Raw genomic sequence first — 16,697 nt, 5'->3', positions numbered from 1 at the left:
AGGAAAAAGATGAAGGTCAACACATTTTTTAAAAAATCTACCATATTAACCTGCTTATTGGGAATGGGCTATGCGGCATCTGCGCAGACGCCAGAAAAACCAGTAACATTGGATTCTATAGATATCGTACGTGATTACCGCCCTATTCTTGCTGATGCAGTAAAAATTCGTCGTAGTCCTGATATGTCCAATAAAAGAGAGTACATGCCGAAATTGAATTACGGAAATGTGCCGGATAAGAAATTGGACATCAATACCGGATTGAAGGAACTGAAGATCATGGAAACCCCATTTTCGCAGATCTTTGATCTAAAGAGTAATTATGCCAAATTCGGTATTGGGAACTTTAATACCATTTTAGGTGAAGCCTATTTTGCGGTGGAAGATTATGAGGATATCCGTTTTGGAGGATATGCCAAGCACTTGAGCCAAAAAGGAAACTTGGAAGACCAGAAATTCTCCAGACAGGAAGTCGGAATCTTCGGACGTCGTATCCTACCGATGTTCACCCTGAATGGTTTAGTGGGATACAATGGTTTTGGAACCCGTTTTTATGGTATTCCATTGGCAGATGACGAAACCCCTTTAAACCCAACCCGTGAGGCACAACGTTTTAATGATATCTTCCTTTCGGCAGAATTGACCAGCAATTATGATCCTAATAATGCGGATGCGCTGAGCTATTCACTAAAAGCGGATGGATATATCTATAAGGACAAGTACGATGCAGGTGAGAATTCCATCGCCCTTGCAGGATACTTGAACAAAAGGGTGAATTCTTTCAATGTAGGTGCAAACCTTGCCGTGGATCTGAATTCCATCAAAGGCGTAAATACACCTGATGGTTCCTTGAACAACTCGATTGCGAATATCAATCCTTATATCAAATTCAAAGGCGAGAACTATAACATTACCTTAGGAGCCAATATCGTTTCTGAATTTGGCGATAGCTCCAGATTCAACATCTTCCCAGAAGCAGAGATCGACTTTGCTTTGGTTCCGGAATACTTCTATATTTTTGGAGGGGTTAAAGGTGGCGTGGAAAAAGGATCTTTCCGTAGTTTCACGAAGTTGAATCCTTATTTGGGACCAAATCTGAACATCCAGAACACGGTAGATCGTATGAATATCTATGGGGGTATCAAAGGGAATGCAGGTGCCACATTTGGCTATAAAGTAAAGGCGTTCTACAGAAAAGTAGAAGGTTTACCTCTTTTTGTCAACAACCAGACCACACCATTCAATTTCGGGTTGATCTATGATGGTGATGGTGATGATGCAGTTAAACATGTAGGTTTAGAAGGGGAGATCAATGTCCGTCTTTCGGCCTTGGTTAACCTTGGTGGTCGTTTGAACATCGACAATTATACCATGGTGGTCGAGGATGAAGCTTGGCACATGCCGAAAATGCGCTTAGCAGCCAATGCTCGATTTAACATTTCGGAGAAACTATTTATTGATGCCGAAGCGTTATTCCATGGGAATTCCTTTGCAAAAGAATATAGATTCGCGACCCAGAATGGTCAGCCTGATGCGACCTTCCAGAAAACAACGGTTCCTTCATTCTTCGACCTAAGTGCTGGTGCGGAGTACAAAGCAACCAAGCAATTGGGGATTTTTGTGAAAGCGAATAACATTTTGAATACAGAATACCAACAGTACCTATATTATCCTAAATTAGGGTTTAATATTTTGGGTGGTATTAATTTTTCATTTTAAGGTAGACAAACTTTAAATTTGCACCGAAAAACGAATTCATGGATTTAGGAAGATATATTTATCAAGTATTAAAACACCGAAATGAAGTGTTTGTAATAGGATTGGGCGTTTTTAAACGCATCCATACCTCTTCTGTATTTGATGAACGTAAAGGTGTTTATTTACCGCCATTGACTTATTTGGAGTTCGATCCGAAGTCGGTGGATGGGGTGGATATCGTAGAATACATACAGCAGGCTAAGCAGGTATCCCACGCAGATGCGCAGGACTCGGTGCAGGAAGCTGTCATCAACCTGTTTGAGGAAATCAAGGACCATGGGCAGGCGAGCCTGACCCATCTTGGCCAATTGATCAGACATGGAAATTCCCTTGTTTTTAAAGCGGAGGATCTGAGTGGATTCCAATTGGAACCTGTGGAAGCCGGAGAAATCCTACCAACCGCTGTGGTAACAGCGCCTGAAGAGGAACTAGAGGTGGAGGAACCGGTAGCAGAGCCAGCGGAGGAGCAGACAGTCGAGGAAACCGAAGTCACTGAGGAGGTACCAAACGAAGAGCCTGTTGCCTTTACCGAAGAACCCGAAGCGATTGTCGAAGAACCTGTTTATGAAGAAGAAGCTCCGCGCTCATCGAATAAATTAGTTTGGTTTATTGCAGCAGCCATCCTTGCCATTGCTGTTATTGGTGGCTTGGCGTATAACAAAGGTTTCTTTGGGAAAAATACCTCAACAGCAGCCTTGGATAGTAATAAACAAGTAATAGCACAGAATAATGCAGCCATGGCAACTACGGATAGCAGCTCTTTAGCCTTGGATTCTTTAGGTAGAGCTGATTCCACAGCGGCCAAAGATTCTGCAGCCGTGAAACCTGCAGCTAGCGAAGAGACTAAAAAACCATTGATTCCTGCTGGTCATCAGTATTCCATCGTCATTGGCAAGCATGCTACCTTGGCGCAGGCGTTCGATCAGGCAGAATCATTCAATAAAGCGGGAGTGACCTCCGTTCGGGTAATCCCAAGTAAATTAGCACACAACAAGAAAACGGTCATCTGGGATACGTATGTAACGAAAGCTGAAGCGGACTCCGCTTTGCGTGTTGTTCAGAAACGTCATGTAGCAGATGCCTGGGTTCAAAAACTGAATTAGTAATCAATCAAAACAAGCATAACTTTTAATAATCATTATGTCATTAGTACAAGCAACAGTTGATACCTTAAATCAAGTTCAACAACAAGAATTACCGGTAGTAGTTCAGGAAGATCTTAATCTTCTTCAATTATTGATGAAGGGTGGATGGATCATGATCCCAATCCTATTGTTATTCTTCTTAGGATTAGTCATCTTTTTCGAACGTTACATCACCATTTCCAAAGCAGGTAAAACAGAGGGTGGATTATTAGCGCAGGTTAAAAGTAATGTCCTTGCCGGAAAATTGGATTCTGCTATGGCGGTATGTCGTTCTAGCAATTCTGCATTATCCAGGATGTTGCAAAAGGGATTGACCCGTGTTGGACGTCCGATCAAAGACATTGAAGGAGCGATTGAAAACCAAGGAAAATTAGAGGTTTCCCGTTTGGAGAAGAACATCAATATCTTGGGTATCATTGCAGGTATTGCGCCGATGCTTGGTTTCGTAGGAACGATCTTTGGGGTAATCCAGATCTTCCGTGATGTAGAGGTAGCAGGTGGTATTGATATCGGTTCGGTATCGGGTGGTCTTTATGTGAAGATGATCGCATCGGCTTCCGGATTAACCATCGGTATCTTAGCTTACATTGGTTACCATATTTTGAATATGATGGTAGAACGCTTGATTTTACGTATTGAGACGGATGCTATCGAATTTATTGATCTATTGGATGAGCCTAGCTTATAATAGCTAATAGCGCGATCATTCCATAAGCTTTACATATCATACTATGAATCTACGTAATAAAAGAAATAAACCAGCTGCCGAGGTACACACCGCTGCGTTGAACGATATCATGTTCTTTTTGATGTTGTTCTTCCTTTTGGCTTCTGCAGTTGCCAACCCACAGGTTGTAAAACTACTATTACCGAAATCTTCTGCTGGAGAGCAATCTGTAGCAAAAAAGACCATGACCATTTCGGTAACCAGTGACCTGACCTACCATGTGGATAAACAAGCCGTGCCTTTGGAAAACCTGGAAAGTTATATCCAGTCCAATATCGCTACGGGTGAAGAGTTGACCATCATGTTATATGCAGATGAAACAGTGCCGATCAAAAACATCCTTTCGGTGATGGATGTGGCCAATAAATTAAAAGTGAAACTTGTATTGGCTACGGAGCCTAAAAGAGACTAATTACCTGGGTAATTAAACGTTTCTTTCGGCAGGTAGTCGAATTGATTAGGAATTAGGATATGTATTACCATCAATATCAAGAAGAAAATAACCTTGGAAAGGCGTTTGGGATTTCGTCTTTGGTGATGATCGCCTTGGCGGCCATCGGGTTTTTTATTGTGTTTTCAGAAGACTTGCCGGAATACGGGATGGGCGGAATTATCGTGAATTACGGTACTTCCCCGGAAGGTATGGGCGATGATTACATGAGTGTGGATGAACCTTCCATGGATGAAAATGCCAATAATGTAAGACCAGATAAGATCGATCCAAATACCACACCTATTCCAACCCCATCCCAGCAAGTAACCGACAAAGCGGTGCAAACGCAGGATATGGAAGATGCGCCGGTAGTGCCTAAATCGGAGAAGCCGGTAAAGGCCAATGCGGATCAGGCTACTGCGGAGAAAAAGAATGCTACACCAGCGGTCAATCCGAATGCCTTGTATAAAGGCAAGAAGAACAACGCACAGGGCGTAGGGGATGGTACAGGAAGTACAGCCGGAAACCAAGGATCCAAATTAGGAGACCCATTGGCATCGAATTATGGTGAAGGTGGATCTGGTTTTGGAAACACCATGCTTTCCTTGGAGAATCGTCGATTCGAGGTTCGTCCAAACGTGGAAGATAATGGCCAACAGACCGGTATTGTCAAGGTGGAATTTACTGTTGATAAAAGCGGGAACATCATTCGTGCCCGTCAAGCTAAAGGAACTACGATCGCTGACTATAGGTTGGTGCAGAAATGTGTGGATGCGGTTCGCAGAGCACGTTTGAATTCTTTAGCCAATGCTCCGGATACCCAAACCGGATTAATTACCTTCAGATTTAGAGTAAGATAATCTTTCTAGAATATGAAAACATTTACAGAGGTAATCGAGTATCTTTATGCTCGATTACCTATGTTTACCCGTGATGGCGCTTCTGCCATTAATCCCGATGTGGATAAAACACTTTTACTTTGTGAAGCATTGGGAAACCCCCATAAAAAATTCAAATCCATACATATCGCCGGAACCAATGGTAAAGGCTCCAGTTCGCATATGTTGGCTTCTGTGCTTGCTGCATCGGGCTATAAGACCGGATTATACACTTCGCCTCACCTGGTTGATTTTAGGGAAAGGATTCGCTTAGATGGCGCTATGATCCCTCAACAGCAGGTAGTTGATTTTGTGAACAATCACCAAGCATTGATCGAAGAGATCCAACCTTCCTTTTTTGAGGTGACGGTGGCTTTGGCGTTTGACTATTTCGCAAATGAAAACGTGGATATCGCTGTGATCGAAGTGGGATTGGGCGGGCGTTTGGATAGCACCAATATCATTTCGCCTGAGCTATGTCTTATCAGTAACATTGGGATGGACCACATGAACGTCCTGGGGGATACTCTGGAAGAAATAGCTGGAGAAAAAGCAGGAATCATCAAAGCCAACACGCCTGTAGTGATCTCAGAAAAACAAGCGGATATACAGCATGTTTTTATCGAAAAAGCAGCCGCTATGCAAGCGGAACTGACCTTTGCTACGGATGTGCTTGAATTGGTTCGCGCAGATCGTACCTCCGAAGGATTGCAGGTGGAGGTGTTGAATAAGGCGACACAAGAAAAGCAGCAATGGCTATGCGACCTGACAGGTACTTATCAGCAGAAAAACATCTTGGGTGTGCTTACTTCTATCCAAAAGCTGAAGGAATTAGGCTATGTCTTGCCAGATGAGAAAGTTGCTTATGGCCTAAGCCATGTGCAGGAAAGCACCGGACTCCGTGGAAGATGGCAGACCTTGCAAACAGCTCCTTGGGTGATCTGTGATACCGGTCATAATGAAGATGGGATAAAAGAAGTACTGAAGAACCTTCAAACCCTAAACTTCCAAAAACTACATATTATCTTTGGCGCGATGAAGGATAAGGACTTGAGCCATATTCTGCCCCTGTTGCCTAAAGATGCACAATATTATTTTGCAGCGCCCGATATGCCTCGGGCAATGCCTGCGGATCAGCTAAAGCAATTGGCATCAGGATTTGATCTGAAAGGAAATCATTACGAAAGCATTGAACAAGCATTTGATGCTGCCCAACTACAATACCAGGAAAATGACTTGATCTTTGTAGGCGGGAGTACCTTCGTCGTAGCGGAGTTGTTGACTAATCGTTTTTAGTCAACTCTCCACGTAAAGGCTCTTGTATCCAATGCGCTACTTCCTCTTGGGATGCAATCTCACCCTGAAGGTACATAAGCTTGGTTACAGCGGTCTCAAATGTCATGTCGTAGCCATTGAGTATACCAATGCATTTTAATCCATTAGAGGTCTCGTAACGGCCTAGTTCCACTGAACCTACCTTACATTGGGATATATCCAGAATATTCTTTCCCGATTTTACGGCATCAGCCAGTAGGTTCAAGAACCATTCGTCGGTCATGGTATTGCCGGATCCAAATGTCTCCATCACAATACTCCGAACGTCCGAGTTTAATACCGCTTCAATGGTTTCTTTGCTGATACCAGGGAAGAGTTTCAGCACGCCTACGCGGGTATCGATATGGTAGTGGCAAATGAATTCCTTGCCTTCATTATTCAATAGTACTTCCTCATTGTATCGAATATGAATCCCTGCTTCGGCCAATACTGGGTAGTTTGGCGAACGGAATGCCTCAAATTTATCCGAATTGTATTTGAAGGACCTATTTCCACGGAATAGTTTATTATCAAAAAGAATACATACTTCCTGAATGATCGCACGACCATCCTTTTTGGCCGATGCAATTTCCAAAGCCGTCATCAAGTTCTCCCGAGCATCCGTACGGATTTCTCCGATAGGTAATTGAGAGCCGGAGAAGACTACCGGTTTCTGAAGACCTTCCAACAGGAAACTCAACATCGATGCCGAATAGGCCATGGTATCCGATCCATGCAGGATCACAAAACCATCGTAATGCTCATAATTATCACGGATGATCTTGGCCATCTCCAACCATATACTCGGTCTCATGTTAGAGGAGTCGATGATAGGGTCGAAGGAATGCACCGTCAGCTTATAGTTCAAACGACTTAAATCCGGAAGGTTTTTTTCGATCAACTCAAAGTCAAATGGAATAAATGTTCCTGTTTCAGGGTCCTTAACCATACCGATGGTTCCACCTGTATAAATGATAAAAATGTTATACATGGACTAGATGTTAAATACTTTTTTAGAATTATTGGTTGTTATTTCAGCTAATTTCTCCAACGATATTTCATGGATATCCGCTACTTTTTGGGCAACATGTACCAAGTAGCTGCTTTCGTTCTCTTTGCCACGGAATGGAACCGGTGCCAAGTAGGGGGCGTCCGTTTCAAGGACGATATGCTTCAGGTCGATCTCCTTTACCACGGCGTCCAATCCAGCCTTTTTAAAGGTGACCACACCACCGATTCCCAACATGAAATTCAGGTCGATGGCCAACTTAGCTTGGTTTAGATTTCCCGTAAAGCAATGGAAAATCCCAAACAAACGACCATCCTGTTCCTCTTTCAGGATCTCAAACACTTCATCAAAAGCCTCCCTACAATGTATGCTGATCGGTAGGCCCATATCCTTCGCCCAATTGATCTGTTTCCGGAAAGCCGCTTGTTGCCATGCAAGGCTGTCCTGCTCCCAATAAAGGTCGATGCCTATTTCGCCAATAGCATAGATCTTTCTAGCCTGGATCTCCTGTTCAATCCGATCTAATACCTGTGCATAATCTTCCTTAACACTGCAGGGATGCAAGCCCAACATCGGAAAGCAATGAGATGGATATTCGCCGACGGTCTGGTAGACCATGGGAATGGATTCGAGATCCACATTCGGAAGGAATAAGCGATCTACCCCCTGATCAAGACAACGTTGCATTTGTTGCTTCAACTTGTCGGGTTCCGTACTGTAATAGATATGGGTATGCGTATCTGTTAGCGAATATTTGCGAGGACTGCTTATTTCTTCCATGGAGCCAAAGTTAATATTTTGTTATTGAATGTGCCCCTATAGAATAAAAAATCGCAGTTATTTCAAAAATAACTGCGATTCATTATTAATATTTCAATATTTTAACCTAGAGGCCAATAACATTATGGTGTTGGAACCGGAATAGTAGGCTGTGCTGGTGTTGGTTCTTCTTTTGGACCTGGGATAATTTCCAATACATCCACATCAAATACCAATGGTGCATATGCTGGAATCATGTTTCCTTGAGCACGCTCACCGTATCCTAAAGATGAAGGAATGATGAAAGTAGCTTTAGATCCTTTTTTCAATAATTGAAGACCTTCAGTCCATCCTGGAATAACCGGTGTATGACCGATACGTACGCGCAATGGCTCGTAAGGTCTCATTGGTTGGTGGATTTTCTCTTTTTTCGCAGTCTCTGGATTGTTCGTATCGAACATTTTTCCAGTAGTCAAGCTACCAGTATAGTTCAATACTACGGTATCACCTACAACAGGGCTGTTGCCAGAACCTTCTGCTTTGATAACATATTGTAATCCTGATGCTGTTTTCTTAGGTGTCAATTTGTTTTTCTCCACGTAGCTAGTGATTTTACCTTGTTCTGCTTTTTTCAGGTTTTCTGTTTCAGCTAGGTAGAATTTGTTCACTTGTTCGAATAGAGCAGAGTCAGTTAAATTACCTTTCTTGAAGTGTTTTTTAACTTTTACTGTGAATTGGATGTATTTATCAGCGATATCTGGTTTTGGTTGACCAGTTCTAGCTGCCATGGTATCCAAGTTCAATCTGAATACGGCGCTATCGCCTTCACCCAACATTTTTAACATGGTATTGTTATCACCTGGGTATCCACCTTGCATCAATGAATCTGGGTAGATAGGTGCAATTTGGGACATACCTAAATCATAAGTACTTCCTAAAAGGGAGTCACGGTCTGTTTCAACGATCATATCCAACGCTAGGATATCACCACCTACAGCTTTTTCAGCGCCGCCATCCTTGATATACTTATATTCAAGGCCACCTTCACCTTTTTTAAAATTCTGACACGATGCAAAGAATAGTCCTGCTAGTGCCGTTAAAACTACAATCGATTTTTTCATTTTTCTATTTATAACTCTTAAAATATGCTATGTTAAATATTCTTTATACTCCGGCAAGATAGATTTGAATCTGCTTACCACTTCACCTAATTCCTCTGTAGAATTTCCGCCGGCAGCATTCAAATGGCCACCGCCATTGAAATGCTTCTTACAGATTGCATTACATGGGATTTCTCCAATGGAACGCAAAGATAATTTAATTAATTCAGTTCTATCTACAAATAATCCAGCCAAACGAATGCCTTTGATCGAAAGGGCATAGTTCACCAATCCTTCCGTATCGCCCGTCGTTACATTGAACTTTGCCAGATCATCCTTGCTCAAGGAGAATAAGGCTGTATGATATTCCGGAATCACCTCCAAACAGTTCAATAAGGCATAGCCTAAAAACTTAAGCCTGTTCTCTGTACTGCTGTTATAGATCTGTTCGTGGATCTCCCAGTTTCTAGCGCCAGCTTCCAATAAACCTGCAATGATCAGGTGTACTTCCGAAGTGGTCGATTTAAATCGGAAAGAACCGGTATCTGTCATAATCCCTGTATACAAACAGGTGGCTATTTGCTCATCAATATGTGCTTTATCCTGAAATTCCTCCACGATAAATTTATATACTAATTGAGCGGTTGCTGCTGCATTGGAATCCCAATAGCAAACAGCAGCAAAATCCTCTGGATCCAGATGGTGGTCGATCATCCATTTCTGGCCTTTCGCTTCCCTGATAACGGGTTCCAAGATGTTGGTACGAGATAATGCGCTATAATCCAAACAAAAGATGATTTCTGCCGTATCGAACAAAGATTGTGCATAGGCTGTATCTTCCGTATAGAAGATCAATTCCTCACGGCCAGGCATCCAATCCAAAAAGGTTGGAAAATCCGATGATAGCACGATGTGCACATCATGGCCTTTCTTCTTCAACCAATAGTACAAGCCTAAGGAAGAGCCAAGGGCATCTCCATCAGGTTTATGATGGGTAGTGATGATGATCTTTTTAGGTCTGGATAGTTCTACTAAATATTCTTCTCCTGTCAACATACGAATTTTGTGATTGCAAACCTAATGAAAAAAAATCGGCAATGAAAAAAAACCTTAATGCCTAAATGCATAAAGTTTCCAATCCCGACGGGTGCAAATCAGATAATTCCCCGAATTGTAATTGATTTTTCCATCATAGAATAGGGGCTGGGCCTCTACAGGATAGCCATCTGCTATTCCACCGTTCTCTGTAAATAAATAGATCAGGTTGGTGCCTTGTGGCGCTATACCCATCTTCAGCAAACCAGATCCCGCAGGGAAATAATAAGGTTTGTTTTCAATCTTCTTGGTAAAGGTATGGTCAAAGAGCGGTTTAACCGTATTCCCCAATTCCAGTATTTGCAGCACAGAACCATCCAAAACGATCATTTCTGGAGCAGAAGTACCTGCAATATTCTCAAATTCGGCATGGTATTTTGCGTCCCATTTTCCTTCATATACCACCTTGCTCTCGCCCTGTTTATTCATTTCATAGACTTTACCGTCCTCATCGGCGGCATAGTAAACATAGCCATTTTCCCGTTGTACAATGCCCAGGTTAGAAATAAAATTAACATCCCCAGGGACATCGATCTCTTGGGTTTTATTTCCACCCATATCAAAGAAATAAACCCTACCGTAACTTGTAGCCACAACCACCTGGTTGTCCACAAACTGTGCAGGCCCCATTAAACTGCCTTCCACCGTCACATTATCCCATCCTACTACAGCACCTCCTTCCAGGTCATAGGCCATCAACTTGTTCTTACCCGGAATGATCAGCATTTTCTGATTTCCCCAATCCACATAAGTAGGTTGAAAGCTTGGCTCAGCAGAAACACTGCTGGAAAAGCCGGACATCATTTTACCATGAGGATCAAATCGATAGAGTCTCCTTCGGTCGGTAACCAGAACGAGCGAGCGGTCCTCCAACTGGATGGTCTTCCCAACAATTCGACCTGAAAATACGGTAGACCACAGTTTATTTCCACTAGGATGAATGGCATGAACCGTATGATCCTGCTCTTGTGCCAGGATAAACTGCGAGGTATCCGAATGTTCAAAAACATAAGGCCCCGATATTAGTCGGCTACCCATGCTGTAGGTCCAATCTGCATTTACCCCCAGTCGGTTCTTACTTTTATAGATACCATAAAGGCGGCTGATAAAATTACCGGCATTGCCCGACAACTGTAACGACCAGGAATAGAATTCCTGATACCCATAATCTTCCTTATTCCTAAAGTTCTTACTGTAGGTATTGCTCAAGTTATTGATCAAAAAGTTGCTGGCATTTTTGGTGTTCAGGAAAAAGGTGACATTGGCCTCATTTCCTTGGATCTGCTCATAGTTCTTAAAGCCAATTCCACCGATCAATAGATCTTTACGCTTCCAGGTACGTAGATACTCCTGTAACGTGGATTGTTGGTTTGCTAGGACGATAAGATTGTTTACACGAACAAAATAGGGTCTCGAAAAGGCCTTTAAACCTTCGCCGAAACAGCGATAGGGCATATGGGCATGTCTGAACCTATAGATGCTATCGCCAACTGTTTCGGCGAGTTCCGGTAAGATTTGTTCCAATTTACTGCTGTCTTTGATGGCAATAAAACCTAAATAATCCGAATTACTCTGTTCTACAACGGCAAAATCCCCAGCAATAACCGATTTAAAATCAGCCAGCAGGTTCGGTCTATCCTTCGCGATTTCCACTTCCTGATCAGTTAACTGTTTGGCTCCATCCTGACCCTGTTGCCATTTAGCCAAGTCGGTAAACCAGCTATTCGCATCGGAAAAGGAATATTCCACAAACATCATCGTGTTTGATGGGAAATAATTGTACAAGCGTTGCACTGTTTTCCGTTGGTTGGCAAACAAGGCGATATACTGACTGTCCTTATCTTCCAGTTCACTCTCGCCCGAAAGCATCAAAGCATCCTGTTTATAATTGATGTTCCAAACTGTCTGTCCTTTTAATTGGATGAACTGACGTAGAAAATCGCCGGCCTTATTCCGCTTAAAAACAGCAAAAAAGGCAGGAAGATTTTGTTGTGGAACATACACCGTAAAAGGTGAATTACGGTTGCTGAGTTCATTGAAATAGGTTATTTGAGACTCCTTAAGCTTTTCCTGCTTTTTGTCGAGTACTTTCAACAACAGCTCTTTGTTATAGCTGGCAAAGAAAATATTGGACTGATAACTCACGTAAAAACTCGAATCGGAGATTTTACTTTGGGTAGAGTCCTTCAATATCTGTTGAAAACTATAGATCGTATGGCCCAAACTATCGGATTTACCGAATTTAAACTGGGAGCTTAATTGACCCAGCAATTGATCCATCGCTTCTTTTTCAGGTTCTTCAACAACCGGAATGCTATAGAGCATTTCCGTCTGATCCTTCCCCGGATGTAAGGATATAAAAATATCTGAACCACCCAGATAAGCGGATAGATTTTTATTCCTTAAAAGTTGTTGTTTGAGGAGGTTCAGCTGTTCCAGGTCCTGCTTGCCAAGAATAGCCTGGAATATTTCAAAATCCTTAAAGATGTTATCCGTGGTCTCGTCGTTCACGAAGGAAGCGACCAGGTAAGTGTCACTGGGTAAAAATGCGATAGGTTTTACCGCTTCTTTTTTTTCTGAGTCCAATCCACCAAAGTAGAAAACCGAAGCTACAATGACAGCGATGAATAGAAGAACAGAAACAATTATTGTATTTCTCATGTTCGAAAAGCCTTCCGAGGTATTAGTTTATGTTGAATATATACAAAATTGCAAAATTAGACGAGTTTTTTAGGAAGTTATTTTATACATTTATAAACGAAAAAATAACCAACAATTATTTTAACGGCATATATGAACAAGCAAATAATTCTAACTGCCTCATTTTTTGGCTTGCTTGCAGTGATCTTGGGCGCTTTTGGAGCTCACGGCCTGGAAGGCAAAATTTCAGAGAAACAGTTAGAGACATGGGGAACAGCCAATCAATATCATTTTTACCATACATTGGCATTGTTATTCTTATCCACTTTTTCCAGGGCAAAAAGTCAATCCATTAAGGTTTCTTATATCATGTTTACCTTGGGTATCTTCTTGTTTTCCGGTTCGCTTTACCTTTTGAGTACCAGAAACCTGTTAGGGATAGAGAATATATCAGTTATTGGCCCCATCACACCATTGGGAGGCGTATGCTTCATGGTCGGATGGATCGCCTTATTTGTCGCAGCTATGAAGAATAGAGCATAAGCATATTAAAAATTAAATTGATGGAAGCTGCAGGCCTTGGTCTGCAGCTTTTTTTTATGCTAAAATGAGGCTAATATTCCCTATTTTTGTTATATGTCTCAAGCGGAATTATTAGCCTCAAATCGAAAGACTTTATTTGTTGAAGTGATCTTGCCACTGGCCATCGCCAAAAACTATACCTATCGGGTTCCCCTGGAACTCAACGACAAGGTAAAAGTAGGTTGCAGGGTGATCGTGCAATTTGGAAAGAACAAAATCTATTCGGCTATCATCGTGGCTTTAAGCGAAGAGGCTCCGCTGCAATATGAGGCAAAGTATATCCTGGATGTGGTAGACGATGATCCCATCATCTTCCCTAATCAGATTGCCCTATGGAACTGGATTTCGGAATATTACATGTGTTTTCCGGGGGATGTCATGCAGGCTGCACTGCCTGCCGCATTGAAAATGGCCTCCGAGACCAAGATCATGGCAGCAGATGATCCTACTTTAGATCGAAGCCAGATTTCCGATAAAGGATACATGATCCTGGAAGCATTGGACCTTGCCGGAGAACTGACCGTCAATGATGTCATAAAAATCCTGGGGCAGAAAACCGTATTCCCTTTATTGAGAAGCCTTTTTGAAAAAGGTTACATCCTGATCTCGGAGGAGATCAAGGAAAAATATAAAGCAAAGACCAAAGCTTTCTTACGATTGGCATCTATCTTTAATGATGCGGATGGGAAGAGAGAACTATTGGACTCCCTAAATAAAGCGCCTAAACAACAGGATGCGGTCCTTGCCTTTATGCAATTGCAAAAAACAAAAACAGATATCAGTAGGCAGGATGTCATGGAAGCATCGGGTGCTTCCGCAAGTGCCATAACTGCCTTGATCGATAAAGGCGTATTCGATGTGAAGGAAAAAGTGGTGAGTCGTTTCGAAGGAACAGATGTCCTATTATCCCCGGATTTTACTTTTAATGAAGCCCAGCAAACAGCATTCGATCAGATCAAATTCAATTTTGAATCCAAAGATGTCGTGTTGCTTCATGGGGTTACCGCCTCGGGTAAAACCCAACTCTATATCCGCCTCATTGAGGAATGCCTGGCAACAGGAAAATCAGCTTTATATCTACTGCCAGAAATCGCATTGACCGCTCAGATTACCGAACGCCTTAAACTGCATTTTGGCGATAAGCTCGGTGTATATCATTCTCGGTTCAACGATAATGAGCGTGCAGAGGTGTGGCATCGGGTTAGGAAGGGCGATTTCCAAGTGGTCATCGGAGCAAGGTCATCCGTTTTTCTTCCCTTTTTCGATCTGGGATTGATCATTGTGGATGAGGAACATGAAAATTCCTATAAACAATATGATCCGGCACCAAGGTACCATGCGCGGGATACCGCCATCTATTTAGGCCACCAACATCAGGCTAAAGTATTACTTGGTTCGGCTACACCTTCCGTAGAAAGTTATTACAACGCCAAAGCGGGAAAGTATGGTTTAGTGGAACTCCTGCAGAGATTTGGCGAAGCCAAATTACCGGAAATCCAAATCGTCGATATCGCTGAAGCGGGAAGGAAGGAAGAGATGTTTTCCTACTTCAGCGGAACATTATTGAAAGCTATTCAAACCACCATCGCCAATAAGGAACAGGTCATCCTGTTTCAGAATAGGAGGGGCCATACCCCCTTTCTGCAATGTGGAACCTGTGGTTATGTGGCCAAATGTGTCAACTGTGATGTCAGTTTGACCTACCATAAAACCAGCAATCTCCTACATTGCCATTATTGTGGCTTCTCGGAAGAAATGCCCCAGACCTGTCCGGCTTGTGGTTTACCCCACATGCAGAGCAAAGGTTTTGGGACAGAAAGGGTGGAAGAGGAATTGGAGCTGTTATTACCTGATCTGCGGATCGGTAGGCTGGACCTCGATTCCACCAAAGGAAAACATGGGTTCGACCGCGTGATATCCGCTTTCGATAACCAGGAATTTGATGTGCTGATCGGAACACAGATGGTCACCAAGGGACTTGATTTTGGGAATGTGAGCCTCATCGGTGTCATCAATGCCGATGGGATGGTCAACTTCCCTGATTTCAGGGCCTATGAACGGGCATTCTCTCTATTTTCTCAAGTATCAGGAAGGGCGGGGAGAAGGCAGAATCCTGGTCAGGTCATCATCCAGACCTATACACCGAACCATCGAATTCTCGAGCAGGTCCAACAACATGATTATGAAGGCATGTTCATGACCGAAGTAACCGAAAGAAAGAATTACCAGTATCCTCCTTTTTATCGGTTGATCAAATTGGATGTGAAGCATAAAGACCAGGATCTGGTCAATGATTCAGCCATTCGCTTGGCTTCTTTACTAAGACAGCAATTGGGAGCCAGGGTACTGGGTCCTGAACCACCATTGGTTTCCAGAGTGAGGAATAATTTTATCCAGACCATTACCCTGAAGATCGAAAGAAAGGACATTTCCATCAGTAAGGTCAAAGATCTGATCAAACAGTCTATCCTGCACTTTGACCTGGATAAAAAGAATAAAGGGGTTAGGATACAGATTGATGTGGATCCGTATTAATTAAATCTATTCGAAGCTGTATATTTCAAAATTACCAGGCTTGATCACCCACCAAGGGAACAAATCGGAAGGTATCCAATTCAATACGTTCAAAATCATTCTCACCCACACGTAGGATAGTCACCATCTTTTGTGCTTTTTCATCTCCCACCGGGATGACCATCAAGCCGCCGAGCTTGAGTTGTTTCAACATTTTTTCCGGTACGAAAGGAGCTCCTGCTGTTACGATGATGCGGTCGTAGGGCGCATGTTCTGGTTTGCCCATCGAGCCGTCTCCCAAGAAAAAATGAGGTTTATAACCCATATAGGGCAATACTTGAATGGTTCTGTTGTAGAGGTTTTCCTGTCTTTCAATCGTAAAAACCTCTGCACCCAACTCCATTAGGATACAGGTCTGATAGCCTGATCCGGTCCCGATTTCCAATACTTTATCGCCTTTGTTGATATGTAGCAGTTGGCTCTGGTAAGCTACGGTATAGGGTTGGGATATGGTCTGTCCATCGCCAATGGGGAAGGCGATGTCCCGATAAGCTTGATTCCAGAAAGTTTCATCGAAAAAGAAATGCCTTGGCACTTTTCCAATGGCAGCAAGGACTTTTTTGTCTTCGATACCCCTTTTTTCGAGATGTCGAACCAACTGTTTCCTCGCTCCCTGTTCCCGGTAATTGTCAACAAACTTATACGCCATATCCCCCAAAATTACCCTTATTTTACCATATTTC

At 42.7% G+C, this 16,697-nt stretch carries 14 protein-coding genes; 8 read left to right on the top strand and 6 right to left on the bottom strand.

Annotated features, from left to right (window positions below; genetic code table 11):
- Nucleotides 1–9: 9 nt before the first annotated feature.
- From VJ786_RS12530 to VJ786_RS12505, 6 genes are read left to right on the top strand one after another with little or no spacing between them, the layout of a single operon-like run.
- A complete protein-coding gene (locus VJ786_RS12530) occupies nucleotides 10–1,719 on the top strand; it encodes a TonB-dependent receptor (protein WP_336557795.1) in 1,710 nt (569 codons plus the stop codon).
- 38 nt (nucleotides 1,720–1,757) lie between these two features.
- The gene (locus VJ786_RS12525; RefSeq protein WP_134776218.1) at nucleotides 1,758–2,861 is read left to right on the top strand and encodes a hypothetical protein; all 1,104 of its coding nucleotides are present in this window, start codon (nucleotides 1,758–1,760) and stop codon (nucleotides 2,859–2,861) included.
- A gap of 37 nt (nucleotides 2,862–2,898) precedes the next feature.
- On the top strand, nucleotides 2,899–3,591 hold the full coding sequence (locus VJ786_RS12520; RefSeq protein WP_134776217.1) for a MotA/TolQ/ExbB proton channel family protein: 693 nt from the start codon (nucleotides 2,899–2,901) through the stop codon (nucleotides 3,589–3,591).
- Between the two features lie 43 nt (nucleotides 3,592–3,634).
- Entirely contained in the window at nucleotides 3,635–4,042 is a 408-nt protein-coding gene (locus VJ786_RS12515; protein WP_099366549.1) for an ExbD/TolR family protein, read from the top strand.
- A 59-nt stretch (nucleotides 4,043–4,101) separates the two neighbouring features.
- Entirely contained in the window at nucleotides 4,102–4,923 is an 822-nt protein-coding gene (locus VJ786_RS12510; protein WP_134776216.1) for an energy transducer TonB family protein, read from the top strand.
- 12 nt (nucleotides 4,924–4,935) lie between these two features.
- A complete protein-coding gene (locus VJ786_RS12505; protein ID WP_134776215.1) occupies nucleotides 4,936–6,237 on the top strand; it encodes a bifunctional folylpolyglutamate synthase/dihydrofolate synthase in 1,302 nt (433 codons plus the stop codon).
- Here the strand turns inward: VJ786_RS12505 and VJ786_RS12500 are convergent.
- The 5 genes from VJ786_RS12500 to VJ786_RS12480 all read right to left on the bottom strand — a co-directional run bounded on the left by VJ786_RS12500 (nucleotide 6,224) and on the right by VJ786_RS12480 (nucleotide 12,879).
- Entirely contained in the window at nucleotides 6,224–7,246 is a 1,023-nt protein-coding gene (locus VJ786_RS12500; RefSeq protein ID WP_134776214.1) for an asparaginase, read from the bottom strand. The two genes, VJ786_RS12505 and VJ786_RS12500, sit on opposite strands and share 14 nt — an antisense overlap.
- Before the next feature lie 3 nt (nucleotides 7,247–7,249).
- Nucleotides 7,250–8,044, bottom strand: a complete 795-nt coding sequence (locus VJ786_RS12495; protein WP_134776213.1) for a TatD family hydrolase — start codon at nucleotides 8,042–8,044, stop codon at nucleotides 7,250–7,252.
- Between the two features lie 122 nt (nucleotides 8,045–8,166).
- Entirely contained in the window at nucleotides 8,167–9,144 is a 978-nt protein-coding gene (locus tag VJ786_RS12490; protein WP_099366544.1) for an FKBP-type peptidyl-prolyl cis-trans isomerase, read from the bottom strand.
- Nucleotides 9,145–9,171: 27 nt separating this feature from the next.
- A complete protein-coding gene (locus VJ786_RS12485; protein WP_134776212.1) occupies nucleotides 9,172–10,179 on the bottom strand; it encodes a DHH family phosphoesterase in 1,008 nt (335 codons plus the stop codon).
- Nucleotides 10,180–10,233: 54 nt separating this feature from the next.
- Nucleotides 10,234–12,879, bottom strand: a complete 2,646-nt coding sequence (locus VJ786_RS12480) for a PQQ-binding-like beta-propeller repeat protein (protein ID WP_134776211.1) — start codon at nucleotides 12,877–12,879, stop codon at nucleotides 10,234–10,236.
- Nucleotides 12,880–13,011: 132 nt separating this feature from the next.
- Between VJ786_RS12480 and VJ786_RS12475 the strand changes: the two genes are divergently transcribed.
- A complete protein-coding gene (locus tag VJ786_RS12475; protein WP_099366541.1) occupies nucleotides 13,012–13,401 on the top strand; it encodes a DUF423 domain-containing protein in 390 nt (129 codons plus the stop codon).
- A gap of 93 nt (nucleotides 13,402–13,494) precedes the next feature.
- The gene (gene priA, locus VJ786_RS12470; protein WP_134776210.1) at nucleotides 13,495–15,975 is read left to right on the top strand and encodes a replication restart helicase PriA; all 2,481 of its coding nucleotides are present in this window, start codon (nucleotides 13,495–13,497) and stop codon (nucleotides 15,973–15,975) included.
- Between the two features lie 31 nt (nucleotides 15,976–16,006).
- Here priA and VJ786_RS12465 read toward each other — a convergent pair whose 3' ends face one another.
- A complete protein-coding gene (locus VJ786_RS12465) occupies nucleotides 16,007–16,663 on the bottom strand; it encodes a protein-L-isoaspartate(D-aspartate) O-methyltransferase (protein WP_099366539.1) in 657 nt (218 codons plus the stop codon).
- Nucleotides 16,664–16,697: the final 34 nt, after the last annotated feature.

The organism is Sphingobacterium tenebrionis, from assembly GCF_037126265.1.
GTDB lineage: Bacteria > Bacteroidota > Bacteroidia > Sphingobacteriales > Sphingobacteriaceae > Sphingobacterium > Sphingobacterium tenebrionis.
Note: the sequence above shows the minus strand (reverse complement) of the source record. Positions and strands in the feature narration are given on the sequence as shown.

Coding starts and splice junctions, on each gene's coding strand:
- VJ786_RS12530 (WP_336557795.1), top strand. CDS start 10: ATGAAGGTCAACACATTTTTTAAAAAATCTACCATATTAACCTGCTTA.
- VJ786_RS12525 (WP_134776218.1), top strand. CDS start 1,758: ATGGATTTAGGAAGATATATTTATCAAGTATTAAAACACCGAAATGAA.
- VJ786_RS12520 (WP_134776217.1), top strand. CDS start 2,899: ATGTCATTAGTACAAGCAACAGTTGATACCTTAAATCAAGTTCAACAA.
- VJ786_RS12515 (WP_099366549.1), top strand. CDS start 3,635: ATGAATCTACGTAATAAAAGAAATAAACCAGCTGCCGAGGTACACACC.
- VJ786_RS12510 (WP_134776216.1), top strand. CDS start 4,102: ATGTATTACCATCAATATCAAGAAGAAAATAACCTTGGAAAGGCGTTT.
- VJ786_RS12505 (WP_134776215.1), top strand. CDS start 4,936: ATGAAAACATTTACAGAGGTAATCGAGTATCTTTATGCTCGATTACCT.
- VJ786_RS12500 (WP_134776214.1), bottom strand. CDS start 7,246: ATGTATAACATTTTTATCATTTATACAGGTGGAACCATCGGTATGGTT.
- VJ786_RS12495 (WP_134776213.1), bottom strand. CDS start 8,044: ATGGAAGAAATAAGCAGTCCTCGCAAATATTCGCTAACAGATACGCAT.
- VJ786_RS12490 (WP_099366544.1), bottom strand. CDS start 9,144: ATGAAAAAATCGATTGTAGTTTTAACGGCACTAGCAGGACTATTCTTT.
- VJ786_RS12485 (WP_134776212.1), bottom strand. CDS start 10,179: ATGTTGACAGGAGAAGAATATTTAGTAGAACTATCCAGACCTAAAAAG.
- VJ786_RS12480 (WP_134776211.1), bottom strand. CDS start 12,879: ATGAGAAATACAATAATTGTTTCTGTTCTTCTATTCATCGCTGTCATT.
- VJ786_RS12475 (WP_099366541.1), top strand. CDS start 13,012: ATGAACAAGCAAATAATTCTAACTGCCTCATTTTTTGGCTTGCTTGCA.
- priA (WP_134776210.1), top strand. CDS start 13,495: ATGTCTCAAGCGGAATTATTAGCCTCAAATCGAAAGACTTTATTTGTT.
- VJ786_RS12465 (WP_099366539.1), bottom strand. CDS start 16,663: ATGGCGTATAAGTTTGTTGACAATTACCGGGAACAGGGAGCGAGGAAA.